Consider the following 21,607-nt stretch of genomic DNA (forward strand, 5'->3'; position numbering starts at 1 on the left):
CTCCTTTTTTCGGATACCTTTTCTTTTTTAAGCACTTCTTCTAACGCTCTATTCTTTGGTCTTTCTTTACTTCAATTCTTTAAAAGCAACTCTCATTCGAGTATCAATAAAGTGCGTCTTATCTAGGTTAAGCGCATAGAAAGTGAAGCTAACTTGTAAAAAAGCCCGAAAACCTAGCCACTCCGAAAGCGCTGCTCCACAGTAGAAACTCGTTTTAAGGCATTCTCAAAACAGTAACTAAAAGGAGTAATAACATGAAGTTTTTCATTCCCGTCATCGCAGGTAGCATTGCTTTAGCGTCTTACAGCGCAGCAGTACAAGCAGACAGTTCAACAGAGAATAACAGTGGTTTTTATGTCGGCGGTAATTATGGTTATCTCAAAGTAGAAAGTGACGACGAATTTGATGATAGCAACAACGTATCACAAGGCATATTGGGTTATCGCTTAAACTCATTCCTTGCATTAGAAGGCAGTTATATTAACTTCGGCCGTTACGGCAACGACTTAGCAAACGCAGAAACCACAGGTTACACCGCAGCCGTAAAAGGTACGATTCCACTCAGTCAAACTCTAGAAGTCTTCGCAAAAGCGGGTCAGCTGTGGCAGGAAACAGATTATAACGTGGCCGGATTTTCCGGTAATTCAGACGACACCAGTCTCTTTGCGGGCGCTGGCGTAAACTTTAAAGTCACGAAAAACTTGCTCGTCAATGCCCAATACACTTGGTACGACGTAGACTTAAACGCAGACAATGTGTCTTCTGATTCTGAATTTGAGACAGATTTTAACCAAGCCAGTGTCGGTGCAGAATATCGTTTCTAAATGAAAACACCACTTTATAGAAACCTTCTACAACGAAAGAAAAGCGCCTAATTGAACGGCGCTTTTCTTCGCTTCATTTGCACAAATGTATCAAGATTTCCCTTTGACCAAAGTCTGTGTAGGCTCTAAGATTTGGTTTCATTTCTTCAGGGAAACCCACGATGAATCCTATTCTTCAGGCTCAACAAAACCACAAATCCATTCGCCAATACCAAGACAAAGCGATAGAGGCTTCGTTACTTATCGAACTCATTAAATCCGCTCAAGGCGCTGCGTCTTCTAGTTTTATTCAAGCTTACTCTTTGGTACAAGTGACCACCCCTGAGAACAGAGCAAAGATCGCAGCATTGGCTGGCGGGCAGAAATGGGTTGAATCTGCGGCAGAGTTTCTGGTGATTTGTGCCGATTTAACACGCGTTGAGCAATGCAGCTTAGAACAAGGTTTGGGAAAACTGGAAGGCAACACAGAACACTTTATTGCGGCAACAACAGACGCCACCTTCATGGCGCAAAACTTGATGCTGGGCGCAGAATCGGTTGGCCTTGGCGCGGTATTTATTGGCGGCATTCGTAACGACCCTGCGCAAGTCGCTGAGCTTTTGAATTTACCAGATCAAGTGTATCCAATATTTGGCTTATGTCTTGGTTACCCTGACGCGAAGCCAGATTTGAAACCACGTTTGCCTGTGGATGTTATTTTACACAAGGACCGTTATGACGCGTCTCGCTGTGTTGAAGACGTGAAAGCTTATGATGCGCAAATGCAGGCTTATTATCAGAGCCGTGGCGATAATCAAAAAAGCAGCAACTGGTCAGAACAAACCGCGAACGCAGTACAGAAAAAGAAACGCGAACATATGCTAAACTTCCTTCAAAATCGCGGTTTCTTAAATCGATGAAAATTTATATCCCTTTTTATTAACCTCCTAAATGAGAAAACTACATGATCACTCACGTACCTAATGTCACTTTTAAAACCCGTGTTCGCAACGAAGCTCTTGGCGGCCCTAATCCGTTTGAATGGAAAGACGTAACAACGGCTGATTTATTTGCAAACAAGAAAGTCGTTGTATTTTCTTTGCCAGGCGCATTCACACCAACTTGTTCTACTTCTCACCTACCACGCTTCGAAGCACTTTATGAAGAGTTTAAAGCGCAAGGTGTTGATGAGATCATTTGCGTCTCTGTAAACGACGCCTTTGTTATGTTCCAGTGGGGCAAAAGCCAAAACGCTGAAAACGTATTCTTGCTACCTGACGGCAACGGCGATTTCACTCGCCAAATGGGTATGTTAGTGAAAAAAGACAACCTAGGTTTTGGCATGCGCAGCTGGCGCTACTCCATGTTTGTTGAGAACGGTGCAATCACCAAATTGTTCTCTGAAGCAGGCTACCAAGATAACGCTCCAAGCGACCCATTCGAAGTGTCCGATGCCGACACAATGCTGGATTACCTAAAGTCTCGTTAAGAGCAAATCCTGAGCTATAAAGCACTCATTGAAAAAGCAAGCCACTGATCCGGCTTGCTTCTTTATATGTACTTAATCATCCAAGACACGTTTGTCTAACAGGCCTTTTTCCACTAAGGCCATGAGCAAGGCTCTCGTTTTCTCTCTAAACAAGTCTCGTAAAAGTCGAACAATTGGTGTGATAGATTGGCGGCTGGGGCACACAAGCCAAAGCTCTCCTTGAGGAATATCATATTCAGACAGCAGTGGTACTATGCGTCCATCGAGCAGATCATGTGCAACATCTAAACAAGACTTTATTGCGACGCCCTTTCCTGCCACACACCAACGCCGAACTAAATCGCCATCATTCGCCGCATAGCTTGCTTTGGGTTTTACCTTGTACGATTGCTCACCTTCTGAGAGCAACCAAGTGTCGTTCAATATACCTTGGAGTTGATAAAATAAGCCTTTGTGATTGGCCAATTCTTTTGGGTGTGAAGGCGCGCCATATTGCTGGATGTATTCTGGACTAGCGCCAATTATTCTTGGCACATTACAAATTTTGAAGCCATATAAATTCGAGTCGGAAGGCGGCCCATAACGCAACGCCATGTCTAATGCATCACGATAAAAATCAATATTACTGTCGCTGATGTGTGCTCTTAACGTGACGTCTGGATGCTGTTCCATGAATTCGTTAACCCAAGGAATCGCCAGATTTCGGCCTAAATCGGATGACACCGCAATACGAATTTCACCACTGATAATATCCAAATCATTTCGCATGGTTTGCTTGGCTTGATCCAACATAGACAAAGCGGCTTCACATTGTGGCAAATACCGCTCGCCAGCACTAGAAAGGCGCAGGTGGCGCGTTGTTCTGACAAACAACTCAACGCCCAATGCAGACTCAACACGCTTTACTGCCGCACTGGCTGTCGCCATTTGCATATCAAGATGCCTTGCGGCCGCCGTAATACTACGAAACTCTGCCACTTTTAACACGACTTGAAGATCTTCGAGCTGCATGCTTTAAACCTCATAGAAATAACACCTTCATTATCAATTATTTTTTGAGAATAATTCAATAAAAGCTGTGTTTTTTGTTAGATAAAGAGTCGTTAAGATGGCGTCATTCTCTTATGTAAGAGCTCACTTTGACCTTTTTTAGATGGAATCAATATGACACACCCAATGATTACTGAATTAGAAAAACGCTATACCGTTAAACATTACGATGCTTCTAAACGCATTTCGAATGAAGATCTAGACGTCATTTATGACGCGTTGCGCTTATCTCCTTCTTCGATTAACTCTCAGCCTTGGAAGTTTGTCGTTATAGAAAGTGACGAAGCAAAACAACGTTTCCACGATACCTTTGCCAACAAGTTTCAGTTCAACCAGAAACACGCAAAAGCAGCGTCACACATCATACTGTTCGCTCATAAAACCCATTATAGCCGCGACGATTACGCTAAAGTGATCGACACCGATATTCAGATTGGCCGCACGCCAGAAGAAAACCGAGAAGCGTCTTTTGGTGCTTTTGCTTTTGTCGATATGAACACAGACGAGACTGGTAATAACGCGGCTTGGACCAAGGCTCAAACTTATATCGCACTGGGCAATACAATGAATGCTCTAGCGCGCTTAGGCATTGGCTCAACGCCAATGGAAGGTGTCGATGCAGAATTGATCGGCGAATTATTCTCTGAAGAATTAGAAGGTTATCAGTGTGATGTGGCGCTTGCCATGGGATACGCAGATGAAGCACAAGACTACAATCTGCCTTTAGCGAAGTCTCGTCTTTCAAAAGATACCGTCATCTCAGTTCTGTAAATATCCGTGCTGTAAAATATCAGTACAATAAAACCGTGCGTTCTTGTCATCACCACAAGAGCGCACTGTTTTTATATTGGCATCATCCAAAGCGCGACAAGCCAAGCAAGCCCCATGGTTAATGAAAAAATAACGCCCCAACGTGGCGTTTTAACTGCTTTTGCCTTCATACCATGTTTTTTCCTTCCTAAAATCATGGCATCGATAAGTCTCTCTTTTAAACAAAGTTCATGATAAAAAACCGCCAAGATATGAATGGCGACCATTCCCAGCAACCAATCTGGTAACAAGTGGTGAATAAAGGAAAAACGCTGAATCATATCTTCCGATACGAGCGAACTAAAAGGCCCAAACCAGAAGATATCATCACTGTTAAACAAGCCTGTTGCCCACTGAACCGTTAATGCTAAAAGCAAGGCAACGACCATCAAGCCACCTAAAGGATTGTGTCCAATGTACTTTTTAGGTCGAGAGAATAGAAAATCCTTGGCATAGGACAAGATTTCTTTTGGGCCTTTTACAAACTGACCAAATAACGCGTAATGGGAACCAAAAAAACCATAAAGAACCCGCGCAATAATGACGGCAGATAAGCCGTAACCCATATAAAAATGATATTGCATATAATCTGCGTCAGACTTGCCCGTTATAATCAATCCGGTAAACAGCAAAACCATCAGCCAATGCATCATACGAATTGGCCAATCCCATACTAATGTCGATTTCATCTTAGTTTTACCTCGATATAACGTCATTCTGTTTAAACAGTCTATTGCCAAAACCTGATATTAAACACTATGCTGTGAGAAGACATTTCTACTCTATTGTCTTTAATCATTTATTAAAAACAGCAGTAAGAGAATGTTTTAAGTACATTATTGATGAAGGAAAAAATAGCTATGCTCGTTATATTATTCCTGTTCACACTTACCATTCTCTTATTATGTTTTTATTCATCTTTCTTTAAAGGGCGCTTTTTTTGCCGACAAAGTGCCATTCTTGATGTACCTATTGAAGTCATATCTGAAGACCTAAGCGATTTAACCAACTGGAAAAACTGGCTGCCTTGGCTTCTGTACGACAAAGATCTGGATGTTTTCTATGAATATCATAGCTCTGGAGTCCGAACCGTTTTACCTTCCTGCTTAGTATGGCGTGGGCACTTAACAAAAGAAAGTCACCTATCACTGCAACCTGCTCGCTCTGGCACTCACTATTTTCATTCTATATTAGAAGCACCGGCGTTTTTTCCGAATGACGTACATTTTAATATTGATCTAAGCAAACAAAAGGAACACACCTTAATCACCATTCAAATAACGGGAGATCTGCCTTTCTTTAAACGTTGGATGGGAAAAGATTACAAAGTAAGAGCAAGCAAAGATGCCGAACTGGCGCTACTGGAACTCTTAGCCTATTTGGCAAAATACAACCCAACATCTGCAAGAGAACACTCTCTTCCGTCTTTCGAATGGCTTGGTCAGAACAAGCTGCAAAACCTAGACGCTGTCACTCGCCCTTTTGTCGTGAGCGACCAACCTATGTCACAAAAAATGCACCAAGGCTTTCATGATTTGATTACAGAATTAGGACCAGAAAACCCACCAGCAGGACCCTGTTTTGCTTTGTACAAAAAAGCCGATATTGTTCACCATTATTTCTCTGGCCGTCTCGGCGTCCCTGTACAAAATGTGGTTCCCTGTGTGTTATGCCCAGAGCGAATTGTCTTGCGCGGGAAGTATCTACAACTACGTTATATTGGCTCATATCAGAACCTATCTTTAGCTTGGCACGTACTTCACAACTATCGAAGACTCAATAAGCTAAAGCATAATAAGCGCTCTTATGGTGTGGAGATATTTGAAGTCGGAACAACCCAAACTGACAACGCAAAAGACTATGTAACGCTCGTCTCTTTGCCGATTAAATAATTGGCTTCCAATGCTTTTTATGGGAAAGTCTCAGGTTCAAATTGAATAAGGGAAATAATAAAAGTGATACGTTCTCCAAGAATCATGCAAGCCGTTGGTAGCCTAGTTAGAATTATATTAACTCTCTCTTTCTTCTTCTTATTTAAGATGTTTCTAGGCAACCAAAATAACGTGGTACTCGTCTTTGCAGCACTATTATGCTCATTTCTAGTTTATCGCGGGTCTATGTTTATCGTGCAAAAGTGGATTGTTAAAGACCCTTCATAAGTGCGTTAGCTATTTCACCTTTCCAAAGCGGAACACTCAAAGAGACGAACACACTCTTAACGAATGACAGGCAATTTCTGATTATGACGACACTTTATCAAGCACACTTGACTGAACTCACAAATCGTTATGAAGATGCTCTCTCTCATTTCAATCTAGATGCCATTGTTTTGGCGTCTGGAGAGAAAAGCTACTACTTTCAAGATGATCACACACACCCATTCCATGCCTACTCTGGCGCCCAACAATGGTTACCTTTTACACTCGGCGCTGAAACTTACTTAATTATAAAAGCAGGACAAAAACCGACTTTGGTTTGGCCTGTGAGAGATGATTTCTGGCACGCACCAAATCCCGTTCCTGCGGGTGATTGGCAACAGCACTGGAACATAGTAGAAGCAAAAAAGGCTGATAAATGGTTTGCAGAGCTTCCAGAAAAAACTGCTTGGCTTGGACCTCAACCTATGAGTTTTTCAACTCCTTGTGACGGCCTAAAAGCCTACGTAGATTTCAGCAAAGCCGTAAAAACTCCCTTTGAAATAAATGCGATAAAAAAAGCAAATTATCGAGCGGCGAAAGGCCATATTGCGGCCAAACACGCTTTTCTAGATGGTATGAGTGAGTTAGAGATTCACCTGGCTTTTCTACAGGCAAGTCAGCAACACGCTCTTCAAGAGCCATATGCTGGAATAGTGGGTTTGGATGAGCATGCCGCGGTTTTACACTATGAGTATAAAGCCATAGAAAGACAGACTAATTCTCGCACGCTACTAATTGATGCTGGTGCCAGTGAACACGGCTACGCCAGTGATATTACTCGTACCTTTGTTCGCCATAACGATGAGTTTAGCGCCTTGGTCGACAGTCTAGACAAGATGGAACAATCTCTTTGTGCAAAGGTGCTGCCTGGCGTTGAATATAGAGCCTTACATCAAGACACCTTAATCGGCATTTCAACCTTATTACATGAACACAAAATCTGCTCTCTCAGTATTGAAGAGCAACTTGAGAAACGAATCCCTCAAGTCTTTTTCCCTCATGGTTTAGGTCACCTACTTGGTTTACAGGTTCATGATGTGGGCGGACACCAAGCAGACAAAGCTGGAAACCTAAGTCTTCCCGCTGAACACGCGCCCTTCTTACGATGCACTCGTACACTAGAAGAAAATATGGTGGTGACTATTGAACCGGGCTTATATTTTATTCCCATGCTACTAGAAAAAATGCAAGCCGAGATACGCAACCATGGTTGCGACTTATCAAAAATACAGCAGTTCATGCAATATGGAGGCATTCGAATTGAAGACAACGTGGTTGCAAAAGAAACAGCCTCAGAAAACCTTACAAGAGAAGCGTTTTCTAAACAGGAAACGACAAATCTCTAATCGCACCAAAACAAAACAAAGGGTCTTCTAAGAGAGGCGAAACGACCAATATAAGTGCGATTTCACGAAAAACACACATGAAACCAACGTTTCTTAACAAAAAGCGACATTTATTTGCTTAATAAAACACTATTTTTGAGTTTTATTGCAGAATAAACATAATGCTTTTTTATAGTTCCTCAGAAGATCGCACCAAAATCATTCACAGACTAATAGTCTGGCAGACATATTGCTTTTCGCACTACTCCTAAATGAATGCTGCAACGAGGTAGCATTTGAGCAACGGAGCAGTAGAAATATGAATTTGAAAAGCAGTCAGATGTCGCTATCAGCACAAGAACTTAGTTGGCTACCTTGGTTTGGAAGTAATGGTCGTTTTTCTCTTTTTTGGTCATGTCACCTAAATAAAGAGATGTATCAAAATGTCGAAAAGACATTTGAGAGCATTTCTAGCACTCGCGTAAAACTCCTAAAAACATGGGTAAACAGCCAGTGGTCACAGTTAGAAGTACTATTGGATCTGGTCAGTGATTCCTTCCCTAATATCTCGACAAAGACGCTTCAAGAAAGATTAGATATCGTACCTGATGTATCTGAATATTTTGTTATTGATGCGCAAGGAAAGGTAATCCAATCAACAACCAATGCTCGCTTAAACACAGTAGAAGCAAATCAAAAAGCCGTCACAGAAGGTTTAAAAGCCGAATTTCTACACGGCCCCTACATTGACCCAAACACCTTAGACATCGGACCTTCTAGCTCTAAATTCCACGACGCTGTTACTTTGATGTTTTATCTACCTATTAAGCAAAATGGCGTCAATGTGGGCGCTGTTTGTGCTCGCGTTCCTAACGATGTTTTAGGTGACTTAATCCAACGTGAAGCAGGTCATATCTATAAAGAGTCTGGCGACAATTATTTATTCATGGTGAAGTCAGAATTCGACAAAAGCATTTTACCTGGCACAGCATTATCTCGGTCTCGCTTTGAAGATGATGCTTTCAGCCACGGAGAAAACTTAAAAGGCGGAGTAACCACCGATTGGGGAGTGGTAAAAGTTAATAACCACACGGAATTTGAAATCCGCTTCACAGACCCAGCGACAAAAGAACTTCACCCTGGAGTTCGTGAAACCATCAAAAAGGGTCAAAACCTTTTTGTTACTTACCCTGGCTATTCAGACTATCGCCACATTCCCGTTATCGGCAAAGGCACAACATTCCAATTAAAAGGCAGCACAGACACTTGGGGCATGATGTGTGAAGGTGATTTAGAAGAAGTGTATCGTCGCCGATCCATTAACATTAAACTCATGAAAAGCTATTTATTAGCGTCTAGCACACCGTTGATTGTGAGCGCTGCGCTGCAATCTTACAGCAACCTTTCCGTTGCGGTTACTAGCCTTTCTGCGTTTGCTAGCCTAGCGGTCACAGGCATCCTGTTTAACAAGTTTGGTACCAAAAAAATCAGCGATAATATGAACAAGATGACAGAAGTTATCCAAACTATTGCGGAAGGGGAAGGAAACTTACAACAACGTCTGGACGATAAACTGACACACGATGAAACAGGCGACATGGGTCGCTGGATGAACAGCTTCATCGACAATCTAGACAACACAATGGGGCAAGTCATTTCTGCCAGCTCAAACGTGAAGCGTTCCAACGACTTTATGGTTCGCACCAACGAAGAAGCAAAGCAAGCGTCTCAGTATTTAGAAACGTCCGTAGATAGCATATTACAGGCTTTCAAACAGCAAATATCAGATGTGCAAAATGCCTCTCAAACCGCAGAGTCACTAAAGCAAACTATGGATCAAGTGGTGGCCGAAACACAATCTCGCCTTGCTTCTGCAAAAAGTGGCACCCAAGAAATACGCGATGTCGTTCGCACCACAGCCGATTCAGTCAAATCGTTAGATCAAAAAACCAACGAAGTGGCTGGCATTATTTCAACCATCTCGGACATTACTAACCAAACAAACTTGCTCGCGTTAAACGCAGCTATTGAAGCCGCACGTGCTGGCGAACATGGCCGTGGGTTTTCAGTCGTTGCTGATGAAGTGCGCAGTTTGGCGTCCAAAACCGCTCTCGCCGCAGAGGAAATTCAGGCAATGCTAGAAAGCATTCAGGAAGAAACTCGTAAAGCGGTCGCCTTCATGGAAAAAGGCGCTGAGAATGTCGATAAAAACCTTCAAGCGAATGAACAAACCAATACTGGCGACAAAGCCTTGTATGAATTAGTCGATGCCATTTTTAAAGCCATTTCGTCACTGAATCATACCAATAAAGCCAACGCGGATACGGTACAAGAAATGGGCGCAGCAACAGAGCAAATGAAGCGCTCTATTAACGCCTTGCAAAACCGTTCATCCCGAGTGGGTTTATCTGCATTGAAGCTGAACTCTCTGATTGGTCAGTTTCAAGTAACCAGCAAGTAGCATTCCCCACAAGATCAAAAAAGCCGAAGAAGGTGAATCCATTCTTCGGCTTTTTTCATTATAAAACTAAGCTTAGCCTTTCAGTTTCTGCACTAAACCTTGAATGGCCAATGCATACCCTTGCACTCCCATTCCGACAATAATTCCTGCTGCCACAGAAGAAATATAAGAATGATGTCGGAAAGCTTCTCGCGTATGAACATTTGAAATATGCACTTCAATAACCGGAACCGCCGCGCCTTTAATCGCATCATGTAACGCCACGGAAGTGTGTGTATAAGCAGCTGGGTTAAACACAACCCCAAGCAATTCTCCACTTTTCACTAAAAGGCCAGCTTGATGAATTAAATCAATTAGCTCACCTTCATAGTTAGACTGATGAAAATCAATCTCGTAGCCTAGCGAAGCCGCAGTCTCTCGGCACAAATTCTCTACATCAGACAAGGTTTCATGACCATAAGTTTCTGGTTCACGAGTACCAAGTAAATTCAAATTCGGGCCATTTAAGACCATAATTTTAGGCATAATTATTTATTCCCAGAAAACGTTGCTAATACAGTTAATCCTAGCATCAAACACAAGACATAAAAAAGCGCTCTCTAAGAGCGCTTTCTGAAACTCAATATACACCTCAATGTTATAATTGAGACAATACGTATTCGGCAGAGCTCACCTTGTATTCACCTGGCTCGTCCAGCCAAAGCTGCTGAACAATGCCATTCGAAACAAGCATGGCGTAACGGCGACTACGAATCCCCATTTTAGCGGCGGAAATGTCCAACTCTAACCCTAATGAGCAGGTAAGTTCAGCCAAACCATCCGATGCCATAATAAGGTTCTCGGCGTTATTCGCTTTACCCCACGCATCCATGACAAAAACATCGTTCACGGAAAGACAAATAATGTCATCTATGCCTTTTTCTTTTAGATCGTCAAAATGCACAACAAAACCAGGCAAGTGACTCGTGCTGCATGTCGGAGTAAACGCACCTGGAACAGCAAACATTAATACGGTTTTACCTGTGAAAAACTCGGTTACATCGATTGTTTCTGGGCCTTCTTCTCCCATTACCTGAAAAGAACCATGTGGCAACATATCACCAATCAGAATCGACATTCACTGTATCTCCGGATAATTAAATTGCGCTTATATTAACGTAACGCCCTAAAAAAACCATCAAACAATTTTAAATTGGCTGAGCAAGTGTTTCTGATGTGAAGCAAGTTCTGACAAGCCTTCACTGCTTTTTTCACTCTTATCTGAACCAAGCGCAGCCTCTTCTGACATTTCGGATATTTCGATCACATTTTGTCTAATCTCTTGAGCAACGGTTGATTGCTGTTCCGCCGCTGTAGCAATTTGAATACTCAGGTCACGAATTTCCGCCATTTCATTTTGTAACTGAGCTAATGAGGTTCCAACTAAGCGTGCTTCTTCGGCGCTGTCGTTCGCGCTCTTACGGCTTTCATCCATGCTGCCTACCGTCTTAGTCACACCCTGTTGCAACTGAACAATCACACTTTGAATTTCTTCCGTTGAACTGTGAGTTCGGTTTGCCAAAGTACGCACTTCATCCGCCACCACAGAGAATCCTCGACCTTGATCTCCTGCTCGTGCAGCTTCTATTGCCGCATTCAACGCCAGTAAATTCGTCTGCTCAGCAATTTCTTGAATCACATCCAAGATACGACCGATGTTTTTCGAATGTTCATCAAGTTGGTTAACAACAAGTGTAGACTCTTCAATTTTCAGAAGTAACTTCTCGATTGTCTCGATATTTGAATCCATTTGTTCACGGTTTTGTGCGGCTCTTTGGTCCACACCTTGTATTTGATGCAGAATAATCTCTGAGCTTTTCGCAACTTGGTTCACCGTCGCAGCCATTTCAGTTATGGACGATGCCACTTCCGTCGTACGATCATTTTGAGAACTCATTAGACGCTTGGCATCATTCGCCAAATGTACGTTGTTACCCGCGGATTCCGAGACTTTATTCGACGCCTGATCAATGTCTGTCATCACGCTTTGTAATTTGGTCACCAAGCCATTTACCCAAGTAGACAACTCGCCAAATTCGTCTTTCGTGGCAACTTTACTGCGTTGAGTGAAATCACCATCGGCAATTTTCCCTAGCACACTCATCACTTCTTTCAATGGTAGGCGAATACTGCGACTAACCCACAAAGCAACCAGAACCGCGATAATAATCGAGCCCACTAAAACAGCGCCCATAATTGACTGAGAAATGCTGGCAGCATCGTTTGCTTCTTGCGTTGCGTTGTCACTCATGAGTGTTGTTTCAGATAAAAGCGTCTGTACATTTTCATTAATTAAATTCATGCTGCTAGACAACTCTTGAGCCAATACTTCTGACTCTTGGGCTAAACGAGTGTTGTTGTAGTACTTAGTAATCACGCTGTCATCAGACAAGACGCCTTGCTCAACCTCATCTAAAAGACCATCGATGTTGCTGTCTTTAAGATAAACTTGTTTGTCTCGCATACCTTGAATCGTAGAAGCCATAGAATCACGAAGCGCCTCCATATCACTCAAGCTGGTTAAATCAAAGTAATCGGATACAGAGGCTTGCAAGCTTTGTAATCGACTTTGCATATAAGACGCTGAAAACTGAACTTCAAAATTTTCGCCATCTTCTTCTAATATGGCTAAATCTTCAGACATGAAAATCATCGTATCTTTCAATTCTTGTTTCTGTTCAGCAATCACAGTTTGTACAAACAACATTTCTTTATGATTTGAAAACGCCGTGTCTGTATAACCAAAGAAAACTTCTGCTTCTGTATTTATACCTTTTAAAGCTTCTTCCATTGCATGAAAGCCTTGAAGCTTTTCGACTAATGAAGAAGAAACATCAATAAAACCTTGCTTATAACCATCGAAATTGTTCGACAAGCCTTCTAATGATTCTGAGGAGTTGCTCAATAAATATTGTAAAACAGCGCCATTGGCCAAACTCAACTCTTCTTTTAAATGGTGAGCCGTCGCATTAATGTCTGCAACTTTACCGGTGACCACTCCTAGTCTGTCTTCGATTTTATTAATCCCTATAAAACCGGACGCTGCAATTGTTAGCAAAAGCAACAGCAGAATGCCAAAACCAAATAAAATTCTCTGAATAACAGACAACGACATAATCGACCTCTAAATTTTCGATTGTATAAACTTTTTGTACTCAAAAGTACGGAGCAGAAATGCCAATGCAATAATCTGACCATTTAATCAAGAAACTATAACATCATTCTATTTTCATTAGATGACAAGGATAAAAATATTTTTTAGTAAACAAAATCCCCCTAATACTAAGATCGATTTCTTTCGATTCATCAATCTGATAGATTGACCCTTTGTTTTTAATCTTTGACTCACACTTTATGGATTCACCTCTTTACGAAAGAATTGCCAATCAAATTGAGCTCCAAGTTCATGAAGGTATTTTTTTACCAGGAGCAAAGATTCCATCGGTAAGAAAATCAAGTAAGCGCATGGAAGTAAGTGTGGCCACGGTACTTCAAGCGTACAGTCTTTTAGAAGACCGAGGCATCATTAAAGCTCGCCCACAAAAAGGCTACTTTGTTCTAGAAACACAGCGCCAAACGCCAGAAAGCACAGAAATAGAACCCGCAAGCAATGACGGTTCTATGCAAACTCGACTGCAGCATTTGCTTCAAACATCTCAAGACGAGAAAATCATTCAATTTGGCGCCCCTGTTCCCAATAGCCAATTTCTGCCGATACGACAATTACAACGCTCTGTCGGTCGATTAATGCGTTTAGAACCTGAGATTTGTGCGGCTTATGAATTCACACCTGGCTCGCTCAACTTGCGTCGCCAAATTGCAATTCGGATGCTAGACAGCAGTTGCCAACTTCAGCCGGACGACATCACCATCACATTAGGCTGCCAAAATGCTTTAATGCTCTCTTTGCAAGCCATTACCAAATCGGGTGATACGGTAGCCATAGAAAGCCCTGTTTATCATGGTTTGTTGCAAGCAATTGAAGCACTCAATCTTAAAGCCATTGAAATACCTTGCTCTACTGAATCGGGCATTGATTTAGATTTATTAGAAAAAGCCGCCAAAGAATGGGAGATTAAAGCTTGTATCGTCACCCCAAACAACCAAAACCCAACCGGCGCCACACTTAATCACTTAGCAAGACAACGTATTATCAAACAAGCTGAGCAACACAACTTCACCATTATTGAAGATGATGTTTATGGAGAGCTCAGTTATTTCGATAAAAGAGAGCGTGCGTTAAAAGCCGATGACCAAAACAGCAATGTTATCTATTGCAGCTCTTTTTCCAAAAGCATCGCACCAGGATTTCGTATCGGCTGGATTGTCGGCGGGAAGTTCCAAGCCCAAATAGAACATCAAGCCTATGTTCAATCTTTGGCGATTCCAACTCTCACACAAACTGCCATCGCCAATTTTCTTGAAAACGGCGCTTATGATCGTCATTTACGAAAAACACAAGCTGCATATCAAGAAAACCTCACTCGCTGTCAGAATTTAATTGCTGAACATTTCCCTAAAGGTACAAAAACCTCAACACCAAAAGGTGGTTTCTTACTTTGGGTGACGCTCCCTAACACGATCAATACGATGACGTTACATTCCCAAGCATTAAAAAGTGGCATTGGCTTATTACCTGGACTAGCCTTTAGTTTAACAGCTCAATTCCACCATCATTTCCGATTAAACTACGCTCAGAATTGGGACAACACCACAGATAGCGCACTAAAAATGCTCGGGGAACTTTGCCACCAACAATTAGAGCAGAATGAATAAGTTTTACCCCATAAAACACGACTCATCTTATATAAGTAGAGATTATGAAAAGACGTTCTGACATCTTAAAATTCGTCTGTACAGACAGAACAAAAAGCGTACAATTCGCATTCTTTTTTAAACACTTGGCTTTATCGGCCGATAACTTAATTAACTGTCTAAAATAATAGTAGCTGGCTTGTTGCGATGGAATTTGTTGCACATCCGAGAGACCTTCCATTAGAGATCACTCTAATTGAGGATCAGCCATTCCCTCAGATTAATGAGGAAAGAGCTGGGTTTGTCGGTATTACATCCTTCACCTCTCGTCCTTTTGATAATGGACGTTCGGTAAGAATCACATTAGAAGAGATAGACCCTAATTTCTGCGTATCTGGTCGTGTTGTCCAATGCGAGCAGGAAATGGATGGTTATCGAATCTCAATTGAATTCCCGACCAAAGAAGAATGTTACTGTGTTCGCATGATCGAACAACTCTCCCAGATTGAGCATTATCGACGCCAAGCAAAAATTGCAGGCCGTAGACTCAATTACAATGAAGCCGCCGCAGAATGGATACAAAAGTTCGCCGCAAGCTTTCCAGCTTTCACAATCTAAAAGCTAATGTCTAAACTGAAAACAGACAAAGCCAGCTTCACACACAATCACCCACGAAATTAAGACAAGATGACAAATACACTCTCTCAGCACGATCTCGATATTATTGCCGCACAATTAGGACGAGCGCCAAATGGCATTAACGCCATTGCTCACTACTCTCCTAATGGCACGCCACAAGTTTTAGAAATGGAAACTTGGGTTTTTGATCAGCCATTCCCAACACTTTACTGGTTATCAAGCAAAGCCATAGATAAAGCATTGGCAAAAATAGAAAGCCAAGGTGTGGTGAAAGAACTAGAGCAACGCATAAAAGAAGACGAAACATTAAGAGAAGCTTACCATGCCTCTCATCGCGATTATGTTGCTCGCCGTTGGGAAGTTATGAGCGACGAACATAAAGCCATCATAGAAGAAAAGGGCTTTAAGCCTTTATTCGAAAAACTAGGTATTGGTGGTATTGCAAACTGGGATCAAATCCGCTGTTTACACATGCAGTACGCTCATCACCTTGCTGGTGATAACGTTATCGGGCGCATTTTAGATGAAGAATACGGAATAAGAGCGGTCGCAGACGCAGAATAATCGCATGCTCAAACCACCGCAAAAAATAAGGGAGAAACGATGAAAATCATTTCTCCCTTATTTTTTATTACTTAACGGTTTAGGTTAAGTTCTGGCCATTAAGATCCGGCTAATAAAGCTCTTAATTCATCTGCTGTTTTTGCTTTTGGAAGCGCTTCTCGGATCTTATTAAAGGCACCTTGCGCAACCGCTGCGCGTTGAGCGTAAGTGGTTAACGCTCCACCCGTCCAACCGGCTAACTTCACCATTTCGTTCTTAAAGTTATTACCATTAACGCCATGTCCGCCTAGCGCCATTAACGCGTCTTCAATTTCTAAATAACTTGGGCGCTCACCGCCAAACTTCATAAAATCGTCTTGTTGTACTTCGGCAAACTGTTTTGACATTTTCAAACCTTTTTAAAATCCATTCGTAAACAAAATTTAGCGGCAATAACTCAGTGATACAAGCCCTCACATGTAGTAAAACGTAAACTAGATGCAATCAGCTTTTTGTGCGTACTCTGTCTACCGCTTTTTGCCATCCTTTATACAACTTATCGCCCGTTCCTTTCTCCATAGAAGGTTCAAAACTTTGGTCTGCTTGCCAAAGAGTAGACACATCATCCAAAGACTTAAACAAGCCTGTATGCAAGCCCGCCAAAAATGCAGCACCCAACGCAGTGGTTTCTGTAACCCGAGGTCGTTCAACTGTTATCTCAAGCAAGTCACTTAAAAACTGCACCATCACATCGTTGATCACCATACCACCGTCCACTCTTAGTGAGCTGAAAGTGGCACCGTCTTGCGCCATAGCACCAACCAAATCTCTTGTTTGATAACAAACAGAACGCAACCCAGCACTCACAATATCTTCAACGCTTGTGTCTCTGGTTAAACCTATCATGGCACCACGCGCATCAGGGTCCCAATAAGGCGCACCCAATCCAGTAAATGCAGGAACAAGATAAACCGAGTCATCATTCAAGGCTTTTTTAGCTAAGCTTTGGGTTTCTTTCGCATCTGAAAACAATTTCAAACCATCGCGTAGCCATTGAATCGCTGCACCCGCGACAAAAATGCTGCCTTCTAACGCGTAAGAAACTTTTCCATTCAAACGATAACCTACTGTTGTCAGTAACTTATGCTCCGAACGAATCGGTTTATCGCCTGTGTTCAAGATAAGAAAACATCCTGTTCCATAAGTACTTTTCACCATTCCTGGAGTAAAACAAGCTTGACCAACTAAAGCCGCTTGTTGATCACCAGCAATACCATTCACTGGGATTTCCGCACCCAACCAAGAAGAATCAATAACGCCAAAGTCGGCACTGCAATCCATTACTTCAGGAAACAGCACATCGCCAATGCCTAAAGCGTCAATTAGCTCGCTATCCCATTTTTGAGTATGAATATTAAATGCCATTGTACGAGCCGCATTGGTGGCATCAGTTTTATAAGACGCTCCATTGGTTAATCGCCACAGCAAAAAACTATCAACCGTTCCAAAAGCCAAACGCCCAGCTTTGGCAGTTTCTCGTGCACCTTCAACATTATCTAAAACCCAACGGATTTTTGTCGCCGAAAAATAAGGGTCAATTAATAAGCCAGTTTTTTCTTGAACCTTCTCACCAAGACCTTGCTCACTCAAAGCCTGACAAAACTCACTTGTGCGACGATCTTGCCAAACAATGGCGTTATAAACCGGCTTGCCTGTTTCTGTATCCCACAAAATGGTTGTTTCACGTTGGTTGGTAATGCCTATGGTCGCTATCGCCTGCGCATCTATCCCTGTATCCTTGAGAACAGACTGACAAACCGATAAAGTCGATGACCAAATCTCTTCAGGGTCGTGCTCAACCCAACCATCGTTTGGAAATATTTGAGGAAATTCTTGTTGAGATTGGCCTACTCGCGAGCCTTTCTCATCAAATAAAATAGCGCGGGAACTGGTGGTACCTTGGTCGATAGCAAGAATATAATTAGGCATAGTGAATTCTCTTTGAAATCACAACCATTCAAAAAGTGAATGATTTATTGTTTTTGTTTTGTTTTTTGAACATAAATATTCAAATACGAATATACACATTAAAAACCAATGCGTACCTATTAAGCAAGCAGTAACCTTTGCAAGGAGAAGAAAACAACATGAGTCAACTTTCCCGCCAAGACAAGATTGTCAGCATTGTAAAAGACCAAGGCTATGTGACAATCGACGAACTGGCTAGCCAATTTGCTGTCACGCCACAAACCATACGACGTGATATTAATGAATTGGCAAAAGCGGATAAAATACGCCGACATCATGGCGGCGCCAGTTATGACTCCAGCACCACCAATGTTGCTTATGCCACAAGACAAATATTGCAGCTGCCAGCAAAAGAGCAAATAGCAAAACGCATTGCAGCAGAAATCCCCAATAACGCTTCTTTATTCATCAATATCGGGACAACAACTGAAACCGTTGCTCGTGCATTATTGAACCATCAAGGTTTACAAGTTATCACCAACAACCTGAATGTTGCTGCTATCTTGAGCGGGAAAGAAGACTTCACCGTCATCATTGCTGGCGGCACTGTACGCTCCAGAGACGGCGGTGTCATGGGGGAAGCAACCATTGATTTCATCAATCAATTCCGCGTTGATTTCGGCATTATCGGCATCAGTGGCATTGACCCAAACGACGGTTCGTTATTGGATTATGACTACCAAGAGGTTCGAGTCGCACAAAGCATCATCTCCAACTCTCGAACCGTTTTCCTTGCTGCAGACAGCGGAAAATTTGGCCGAAATGCTATGGTTCGTCTAGGAAACATTACTCAGGTTGATCGTATTTTCACAGATGAACAACCACCAAAAGCCATTATCAATTTAATGAAAGAGCATGATGTTCGATTAGAACTTTGCACGCCTAAATAGGCTCAAACGTCACGGGCCTGAAACTTTTATTCGTCTAATAAATCATCAAAAGTTCACAATAGCAGGTTGTCTTCCTGTCTTATGAGGTTTAATATCGAAAACAAATGTTCGATTTCGAACATATCATTTTCGTAATCACGAGGCTTAGCATGAACCAATCCCATTTTGATGTATTTATCGTTGGCGGTGGAATCAACGGCACAGGCATTGCGGCAGACGCTGCTGGACGAGGCCTAAATGTTGGCCTTTGTGAAATGGGAGATTTGGCCCATGCAACTTCATCCTCGAGCAGTAAACTCATTCATGGTGGTTTACGCTATTTAGAGCATTATGAGTTTCGTTTAGTGAAAGAAGCCTTGAACGAACGAGAAGTGCTCTTAAAAATCGCGCCTCATCTCGTCACACCAATGCGCTTCCAAATGCCACATCGACCACATTTACGTCCTGCTTGGCTTATCCGAATCGGTTTATTCCTCTATGACAATTTAGGTAAACGCGAAACGCTGCTAGGTTCAAAAGGCGTGAAATATGGCAACGACAGTCCACTTAAAACAGACATCACAAAAGGTTTTGAGTATTCGGATTGCTGGGTAGATGACGCTCGTTTGGTCGTTACTAATGCTTTGAGCGCTCAAGAAAACGGCGCTCAGATTTTTGCTCGCACCCGCTGCACCAGCGCAAAGCGAGTTAACGGCGAATGGCTTATTGATCTAGAAGATCAAATCACGAAGGAAGTTCATAGCGTGACAGCGAAAGCACTCGTCAATGCTGCCGGCCCTTGGGTGTCATCTTTTATCGAAACCAAGTTAGAACAAAAAGCGCCTTACGGCATCCGCATGATCAAAGGTAGCCACATAGTGGTTCCTAAACTCTACGAACACCCCAATGCTTTCATCATGCAAAACACCGACAAGCGTATCGTTTTTGCCATTCCATATCGTGAAAACTACACCTTGTTAGGCACAACCGATGTTGAGTTCAAAGGCGATCCAAATGAGGTCGCCATCAATGATGACGAAACTAACTACATTTTGAATGTGGCCAACGATCACTTCAAAAAGAATCTAACATCAAAAGATGTTGTGTGGAGTTATTCTGGTGTGCGTCCGTTATTGGAAGATGAATCTTCAGATCCATCCGCGGTGACACGAGATTACACCTTGCATCTTGATGATCAAGAAAGCCAAGCGCCATTATTAAGTATTTTTGGTGGCAAAATTACGACCTACAGAAAACTTGCCCTATCCGCTATGCGCAAACTGGAGCCTTATTTTGCTAACCTTGGTGACGCTTGGACTCATAGCAAGCCATTACCTGGTGGCGATTTGAATATGTCTTTAGATGCCTTTGCCATAAAGCTACAGCAAGATTATCCATTTATTGGCGCCGCTCTTGCCCGTCGTTTTGCTCACAGTTACGGTACCTTAACTCATCTGTTATTAAATAAAGCGAACTCAGAAAGTGATTTAGGAAAAGATTTCGGTCATTCTTTATACCAAATCGAAGTAGATTATTTGATCAAGCATGAATGGGCTCATTCTGCAGAAGATATTCTATGGCGACGCAGTAAGCTAGGTTTGGAATTTACTGATGAGCAAGTCGCCGAGCTTGAAAGCTACCTACAAAGCAAAATCTAAAAAGCTTCAAATATCACCTTTATAAATGTTCACCATCCAATCTACCTAAGTCATTGCTTAGGTAGATTTTTTTTGCTCTACTGAATCCTCTCCCCCAATCTTGCAAACAAGGAATAGATTTCATGGCCTTTATGGATTTAGTGTTTTTCGATATATCGATTTGGGTCTATCTTCTACTCTTTGTTGTCGCTTTTTTTGCCGGCGCAATCGATGCCATTGCAGGCGGTGGTGGACTCATTACGGTTCCTGTTTTATTGGCCGCTGGTTTGTCTCCAGCTGAGGCTTTAGCAACCAACAAATTACAAGGTTGCGCGGGAACAGTTTCTGCGTCGTACCATTTTATTAAGAAAGGCCAGGTGAAGCTCTCTGATATGTGGTTCGCTATTGCCATGACGGCAATAGGAGCGATTTCTGGTACTTTGCTAGTCTCTTATTTAGACAGTAGTTTGTTGTTAAAAGCCGTTCCTATCATTCTCATTGCTGTGGCCATTTTCTTTTTCTTTTTACCTAAAGTTCAGCCTTATATTGCCAGCCGTTTTTCTCTTACCAACTTACAGTTTTCATTGATCATTGGTACAGGAATTGGTTTTTATGATGGACTAATAGGACCAGGAACTGGAGCATTCTTTTCTACTGCGTATCTTTGTTTTATGGGGTTAACCGTTGTTTCCGCAACGGCTCATACTAAGGTACTAAATGCCACCAGCAACTTGGCTTCTTTAGCTATGTTTGCCTTCAGTGGGCACATTGTTTGGGCATTGGGCATTGCCATGGGATTTGGTCAATGGTTTGGTGCTCAGGTTGGATCACGCCTCGTTATAACCAAAGGAGCAACTCTGATTCGACCTATGGTTATCATTATGTGTCTGGCTATTTCTGTGAAACTCTTGCTCGACAACTAACGCCTGTTAGAAAGCAGCGAATATCAAAAACATAAAAA

General features: G+C 42.3%; 20 protein-coding genes. 13 read left to right on the forward strand and 7 right to left on the reverse strand.

What is annotated here, in order from left to right:
- Positions 1–254: 254 nt before the first annotated feature.
- From ACMUMQ_RS03970 to ACMUMQ_RS03980, 3 genes are all read left to right on the forward strand, one after another.
- Entirely contained in the window at positions 255–824 is a 570-nt protein-coding gene (locus ACMUMQ_RS03970) for a porin family protein (RefSeq protein WP_414680713.1), read from the forward strand.
- 161 nt (positions 825–985) lie between these two features.
- Entirely contained in the window at positions 986–1,723 is a 738-nt protein-coding gene (gene nfsA, locus ACMUMQ_RS03975) for an oxygen-insensitive NADPH nitroreductase (RefSeq protein WP_414680714.1), read from the forward strand.
- A gap of 44 nt (positions 1,724–1,767) precedes the next feature.
- Entirely contained in the window at positions 1,768–2,292 is a 525-nt protein-coding gene (locus tag ACMUMQ_RS03980; RefSeq protein ID WP_414680715.1) for a peroxiredoxin, read from the forward strand.
- Between the two features lie 72 nt (positions 2,293–2,364).
- On the opposite strand, the gene ACMUMQ_RS03985 is transcribed toward ACMUMQ_RS03980, so the two are convergent.
- Complete coding sequence (locus tag ACMUMQ_RS03985) at positions 2,365–3,303, reverse strand: LysR family transcriptional regulator (protein WP_414680716.1); 939 nt, start codon at positions 3,301–3,303, stop codon at positions 2,365–2,367.
- 153 nt (positions 3,304–3,456) lie between these two features.
- Here ACMUMQ_RS03985 and ACMUMQ_RS03990 point away from each other — a divergent pair, with 153 nt between their 5' ends.
- The gene (locus ACMUMQ_RS03990; RefSeq protein ID WP_414680717.1) at positions 3,457–4,113 is read left to right on the forward strand and encodes a nitroreductase family protein; all 657 of its coding nucleotides are present in this window, start codon (positions 3,457–3,459) and stop codon (positions 4,111–4,113) included.
- A gap of 71 nt (positions 4,114–4,184) precedes the next feature.
- Here the strand turns inward: ACMUMQ_RS03990 and ACMUMQ_RS03995 are convergent, their stop codons facing one another.
- A complete protein-coding gene (locus tag ACMUMQ_RS03995) occupies positions 4,185–4,841 on the reverse strand; it encodes a cytochrome b/b6 domain-containing protein (RefSeq protein ID WP_414680718.1) in 657 nt (218 codons plus the stop codon).
- Between the two features lie 171 nt (positions 4,842–5,012).
- On the opposite strand from ACMUMQ_RS03995, the gene ACMUMQ_RS04000 reads away from it, so the two are divergent.
- From ACMUMQ_RS04000 to ACMUMQ_RS04010, 3 genes are all read left to right on the forward strand, one after another.
- Positions 5,013–6,044, forward strand: a complete 1,032-nt coding sequence (locus ACMUMQ_RS04000; protein WP_414680719.1) for an AraC family transcriptional regulator — start codon at positions 5,013–5,015, stop codon at positions 6,042–6,044.
- Between the two features lie 350 nt (positions 6,045–6,394).
- Positions 6,395–7,696 carry a Xaa-Pro dipeptidase gene (gene pepQ / locus ACMUMQ_RS04005; protein ID WP_414680720.1) on the forward strand — a complete coding sequence of 434 codons (1,302 nt, stop codon included), beginning with the start codon at positions 6,395–6,397 and terminating at the stop codon, positions 7,694–7,696.
- Positions 7,697–7,994: 298 nt separating this feature from the next.
- The gene (locus tag ACMUMQ_RS04010; RefSeq protein WP_414680721.1) at positions 7,995–10,136 is read left to right on the forward strand and encodes a methyl-accepting chemotaxis protein; all 2,142 of its coding nucleotides are present in this window, start codon (positions 7,995–7,997) and stop codon (positions 10,134–10,136) included.
- Between the two features lie 72 nt (positions 10,137–10,208).
- Here ACMUMQ_RS04010 and aroQ read toward each other — a convergent pair whose 3' ends face one another.
- The 3 genes from aroQ to ACMUMQ_RS04025 form a co-directional block, all read right to left on the reverse strand.
- The gene (gene aroQ, locus ACMUMQ_RS04015; RefSeq protein ID WP_414680722.1) at positions 10,209–10,661 is read right to left on the reverse strand and encodes a type II 3-dehydroquinate dehydratase; all 453 of its coding nucleotides are present in this window, start codon (positions 10,659–10,661) and stop codon (positions 10,209–10,211) included.
- 112 nt (positions 10,662–10,773) lie between these two features.
- Positions 10,774–11,253: a peroxiredoxin gene (locus ACMUMQ_RS04020; protein ID WP_414680723.1), complete on the reverse strand. Its 480-nt coding sequence runs from the start codon at positions 11,251–11,253 to the stop codon at positions 10,774–10,776.
- Positions 11,254–11,313: 60 nt separating this feature from the next.
- On the reverse strand, positions 11,314–13,290 hold the full coding sequence (locus ACMUMQ_RS04025) for a methyl-accepting chemotaxis protein (RefSeq protein ID WP_414680724.1): 1,977 nt from the start codon (positions 13,288–13,290) through the stop codon (positions 11,314–11,316).
- A 239-nt stretch (positions 13,291–13,529) separates the two neighbouring features.
- On the opposite strand from ACMUMQ_RS04025, the gene ACMUMQ_RS04030 reads away from it, so the two are divergent.
- From ACMUMQ_RS04030 to ACMUMQ_RS04040, 3 genes are all read left to right on the forward strand, one after another.
- The gene (locus ACMUMQ_RS04030; protein WP_414680725.1) at positions 13,530–14,951 is read left to right on the forward strand and encodes an aminotransferase-like domain-containing protein; all 1,422 of its coding nucleotides are present in this window, start codon (positions 13,530–13,532) and stop codon (positions 14,949–14,951) included.
- 186 nt (positions 14,952–15,137) lie between these two features.
- Positions 15,138–15,548: an energy transducer TonB gene (locus ACMUMQ_RS04035; protein WP_414680726.1), complete on the forward strand. Its 411-nt coding sequence runs from the start codon at positions 15,138–15,140 to the stop codon at positions 15,546–15,548.
- Positions 15,549–15,617: 69 nt separating this feature from the next.
- Positions 15,618–16,133, forward strand: a complete 516-nt coding sequence (locus ACMUMQ_RS04040) for a DUF501 domain-containing protein (RefSeq protein ID WP_317002755.1) — start codon at positions 15,618–15,620, stop codon at positions 16,131–16,133.
- A 98-nt stretch (positions 16,134–16,231) separates the two neighbouring features.
- On the opposite strand, the gene ACMUMQ_RS04045 is transcribed toward ACMUMQ_RS04040, so the two are convergent.
- Complete coding sequence (locus ACMUMQ_RS04045) at positions 16,232–16,519, reverse strand: hypothetical protein (protein WP_414680727.1); 288 nt, start codon at positions 16,517–16,519, stop codon at positions 16,232–16,234.
- 97 nt (positions 16,520–16,616) lie between these two features.
- Positions 16,617–18,101: a glycerol kinase GlpK gene (glpK, locus tag ACMUMQ_RS04050; protein ID WP_414680728.1), complete on the reverse strand. Its 1,485-nt coding sequence runs from the start codon at positions 18,099–18,101 to the stop codon at positions 16,617–16,619.
- Positions 18,102–18,259: 158 nt separating this feature from the next.
- Here glpK and ACMUMQ_RS04055 point away from each other — a divergent pair, with 158 nt between their 5' ends.
- The 3 genes from ACMUMQ_RS04055 to ACMUMQ_RS04065 all read left to right on the forward strand — a co-directional run bounded on the left by ACMUMQ_RS04055 (position 18,260) and on the right by ACMUMQ_RS04065 (position 21,569).
- Positions 18,260–19,030 carry a DeoR/GlpR family transcriptional regulator gene (locus ACMUMQ_RS04055; RefSeq protein ID WP_414680729.1) on the forward strand — a complete coding sequence of 257 codons (771 nt, stop codon included), beginning with the start codon at positions 18,260–18,262 and terminating at the stop codon, positions 19,028–19,030.
- 149 nt (positions 19,031–19,179) lie between these two features.
- Complete coding sequence (gene glpD, locus ACMUMQ_RS04060) at positions 19,180–20,667, forward strand: glycerol-3-phosphate dehydrogenase (protein WP_414680730.1); 1,488 nt, start codon at positions 19,180–19,182, stop codon at positions 20,665–20,667.
- Positions 20,668–20,789: 122 nt separating this feature from the next.
- Entirely contained in the window at positions 20,790–21,569 is a 780-nt protein-coding gene (locus ACMUMQ_RS04065; RefSeq protein WP_414680731.1) for a TSUP family transporter, read from the forward strand.
- Positions 21,570–21,607 lie beyond the last annotated feature (38 nt).

Origin of the sequence: Marinomonas algae (genome assembly GCF_047525555.1) — a bacterium.
Classification (GTDB): Bacteria; Pseudomonadota; Gammaproteobacteria; order Pseudomonadales; family Marinomonadaceae; genus Marinomonas.

What these genes read in the sequence shown, in the direction of transcription:
- ACMUMQ_RS03995 (WP_414680718.1), bottom strand. Translation starts at nt 4,841, where the DNA reads ATGAAATCGACATTAGTATGGGATTGGCCAATTCGTATGATGCATTGG.
- ACMUMQ_RS04055 (WP_414680729.1), top strand. Translation starts at nt 18,260, where the DNA reads ATGAGTCAACTTTCCCGCCAAGACAAGATTGTCAGCATTGTAAAAGAC.
- ACMUMQ_RS04040 (WP_317002755.1), top strand. Translation starts at nt 15,618, where the DNA reads ATGACAAATACACTCTCTCAGCACGATCTCGATATTATTGCCGCACAA.
- ACMUMQ_RS04045 (WP_414680727.1), bottom strand. Translation starts at nt 16,519, where the DNA reads ATGTCAAAACAGTTTGCCGAAGTACAACAAGACGATTTTATGAAGTTT.
- ACMUMQ_RS03990 (WP_414680717.1), top strand. Translation starts at nt 3,457, where the DNA reads ATGACACACCCAATGATTACTGAATTAGAAAAACGCTATACCGTTAAA.
- ACMUMQ_RS03980 (WP_414680715.1), top strand. Translation starts at nt 1,768, where the DNA reads ATGATCACTCACGTACCTAATGTCACTTTTAAAACCCGTGTTCGCAAC.
- ACMUMQ_RS03970 (WP_414680713.1), top strand. Translation starts at nt 255, where the DNA reads ATGAAGTTTTTCATTCCCGTCATCGCAGGTAGCATTGCTTTAGCGTCT.
- ACMUMQ_RS04035 (WP_414680726.1), top strand. Translation starts at nt 15,138, where the DNA reads ATGGAATTTGTTGCACATCCGAGAGACCTTCCATTAGAGATCACTCTA.
- ACMUMQ_RS04030 (WP_414680725.1), top strand. Translation starts at nt 13,530, where the DNA reads ATGGATTCACCTCTTTACGAAAGAATTGCCAATCAAATTGAGCTCCAA.
- ACMUMQ_RS04025 (WP_414680724.1), bottom strand. Translation starts at nt 13,290, where the DNA reads ATGTCGTTGTCTGTTATTCAGAGAATTTTATTTGGTTTTGGCATTCTG.
- ACMUMQ_RS04010 (WP_414680721.1), top strand. Translation starts at nt 7,995, where the DNA reads ATGAATTTGAAAAGCAGTCAGATGTCGCTATCAGCACAAGAACTTAGT.
- nfsA (WP_414680714.1), top strand. Translation starts at nt 986, where the DNA reads ATGAATCCTATTCTTCAGGCTCAACAAAACCACAAATCCATTCGCCAA.
- ACMUMQ_RS04020 (WP_414680723.1), bottom strand. Translation starts at nt 11,253, where the DNA reads ATGTCGATTCTGATTGGTGATATGTTGCCACATGGTTCTTTTCAGGTA.
- ACMUMQ_RS03985 (WP_414680716.1), bottom strand. Translation starts at nt 3,303, where the DNA reads ATGCAGCTCGAAGATCTTCAAGTCGTGTTAAAAGTGGCAGAGTTTCGT.
- glpD (WP_414680730.1), top strand. Translation starts at nt 19,180, where the DNA reads ATGAACCAATCCCATTTTGATGTATTTATCGTTGGCGGTGGAATCAAC.
- ACMUMQ_RS04065 (WP_414680731.1), top strand. Translation starts at nt 20,790, where the DNA reads ATGGCCTTTATGGATTTAGTGTTTTTCGATATATCGATTTGGGTCTAT.
- aroQ (WP_414680722.1), bottom strand. Translation starts at nt 10,661, where the DNA reads ATGCCTAAAATTATGGTCTTAAATGGCCCGAATTTGAATTTACTTGGT.
- glpK (WP_414680728.1), bottom strand. Translation starts at nt 18,101, where the DNA reads ATGCCTAATTATATTCTTGCTATCGACCAAGGTACCACCAGTTCCCGC.
- ACMUMQ_RS04000 (WP_414680719.1), top strand. Translation starts at nt 5,013, where the DNA reads ATGCTCGTTATATTATTCCTGTTCACACTTACCATTCTCTTATTATGT.
- pepQ (WP_414680720.1), top strand. Translation starts at nt 6,395, where the DNA reads ATGACGACACTTTATCAAGCACACTTGACTGAACTCACAAATCGTTAT.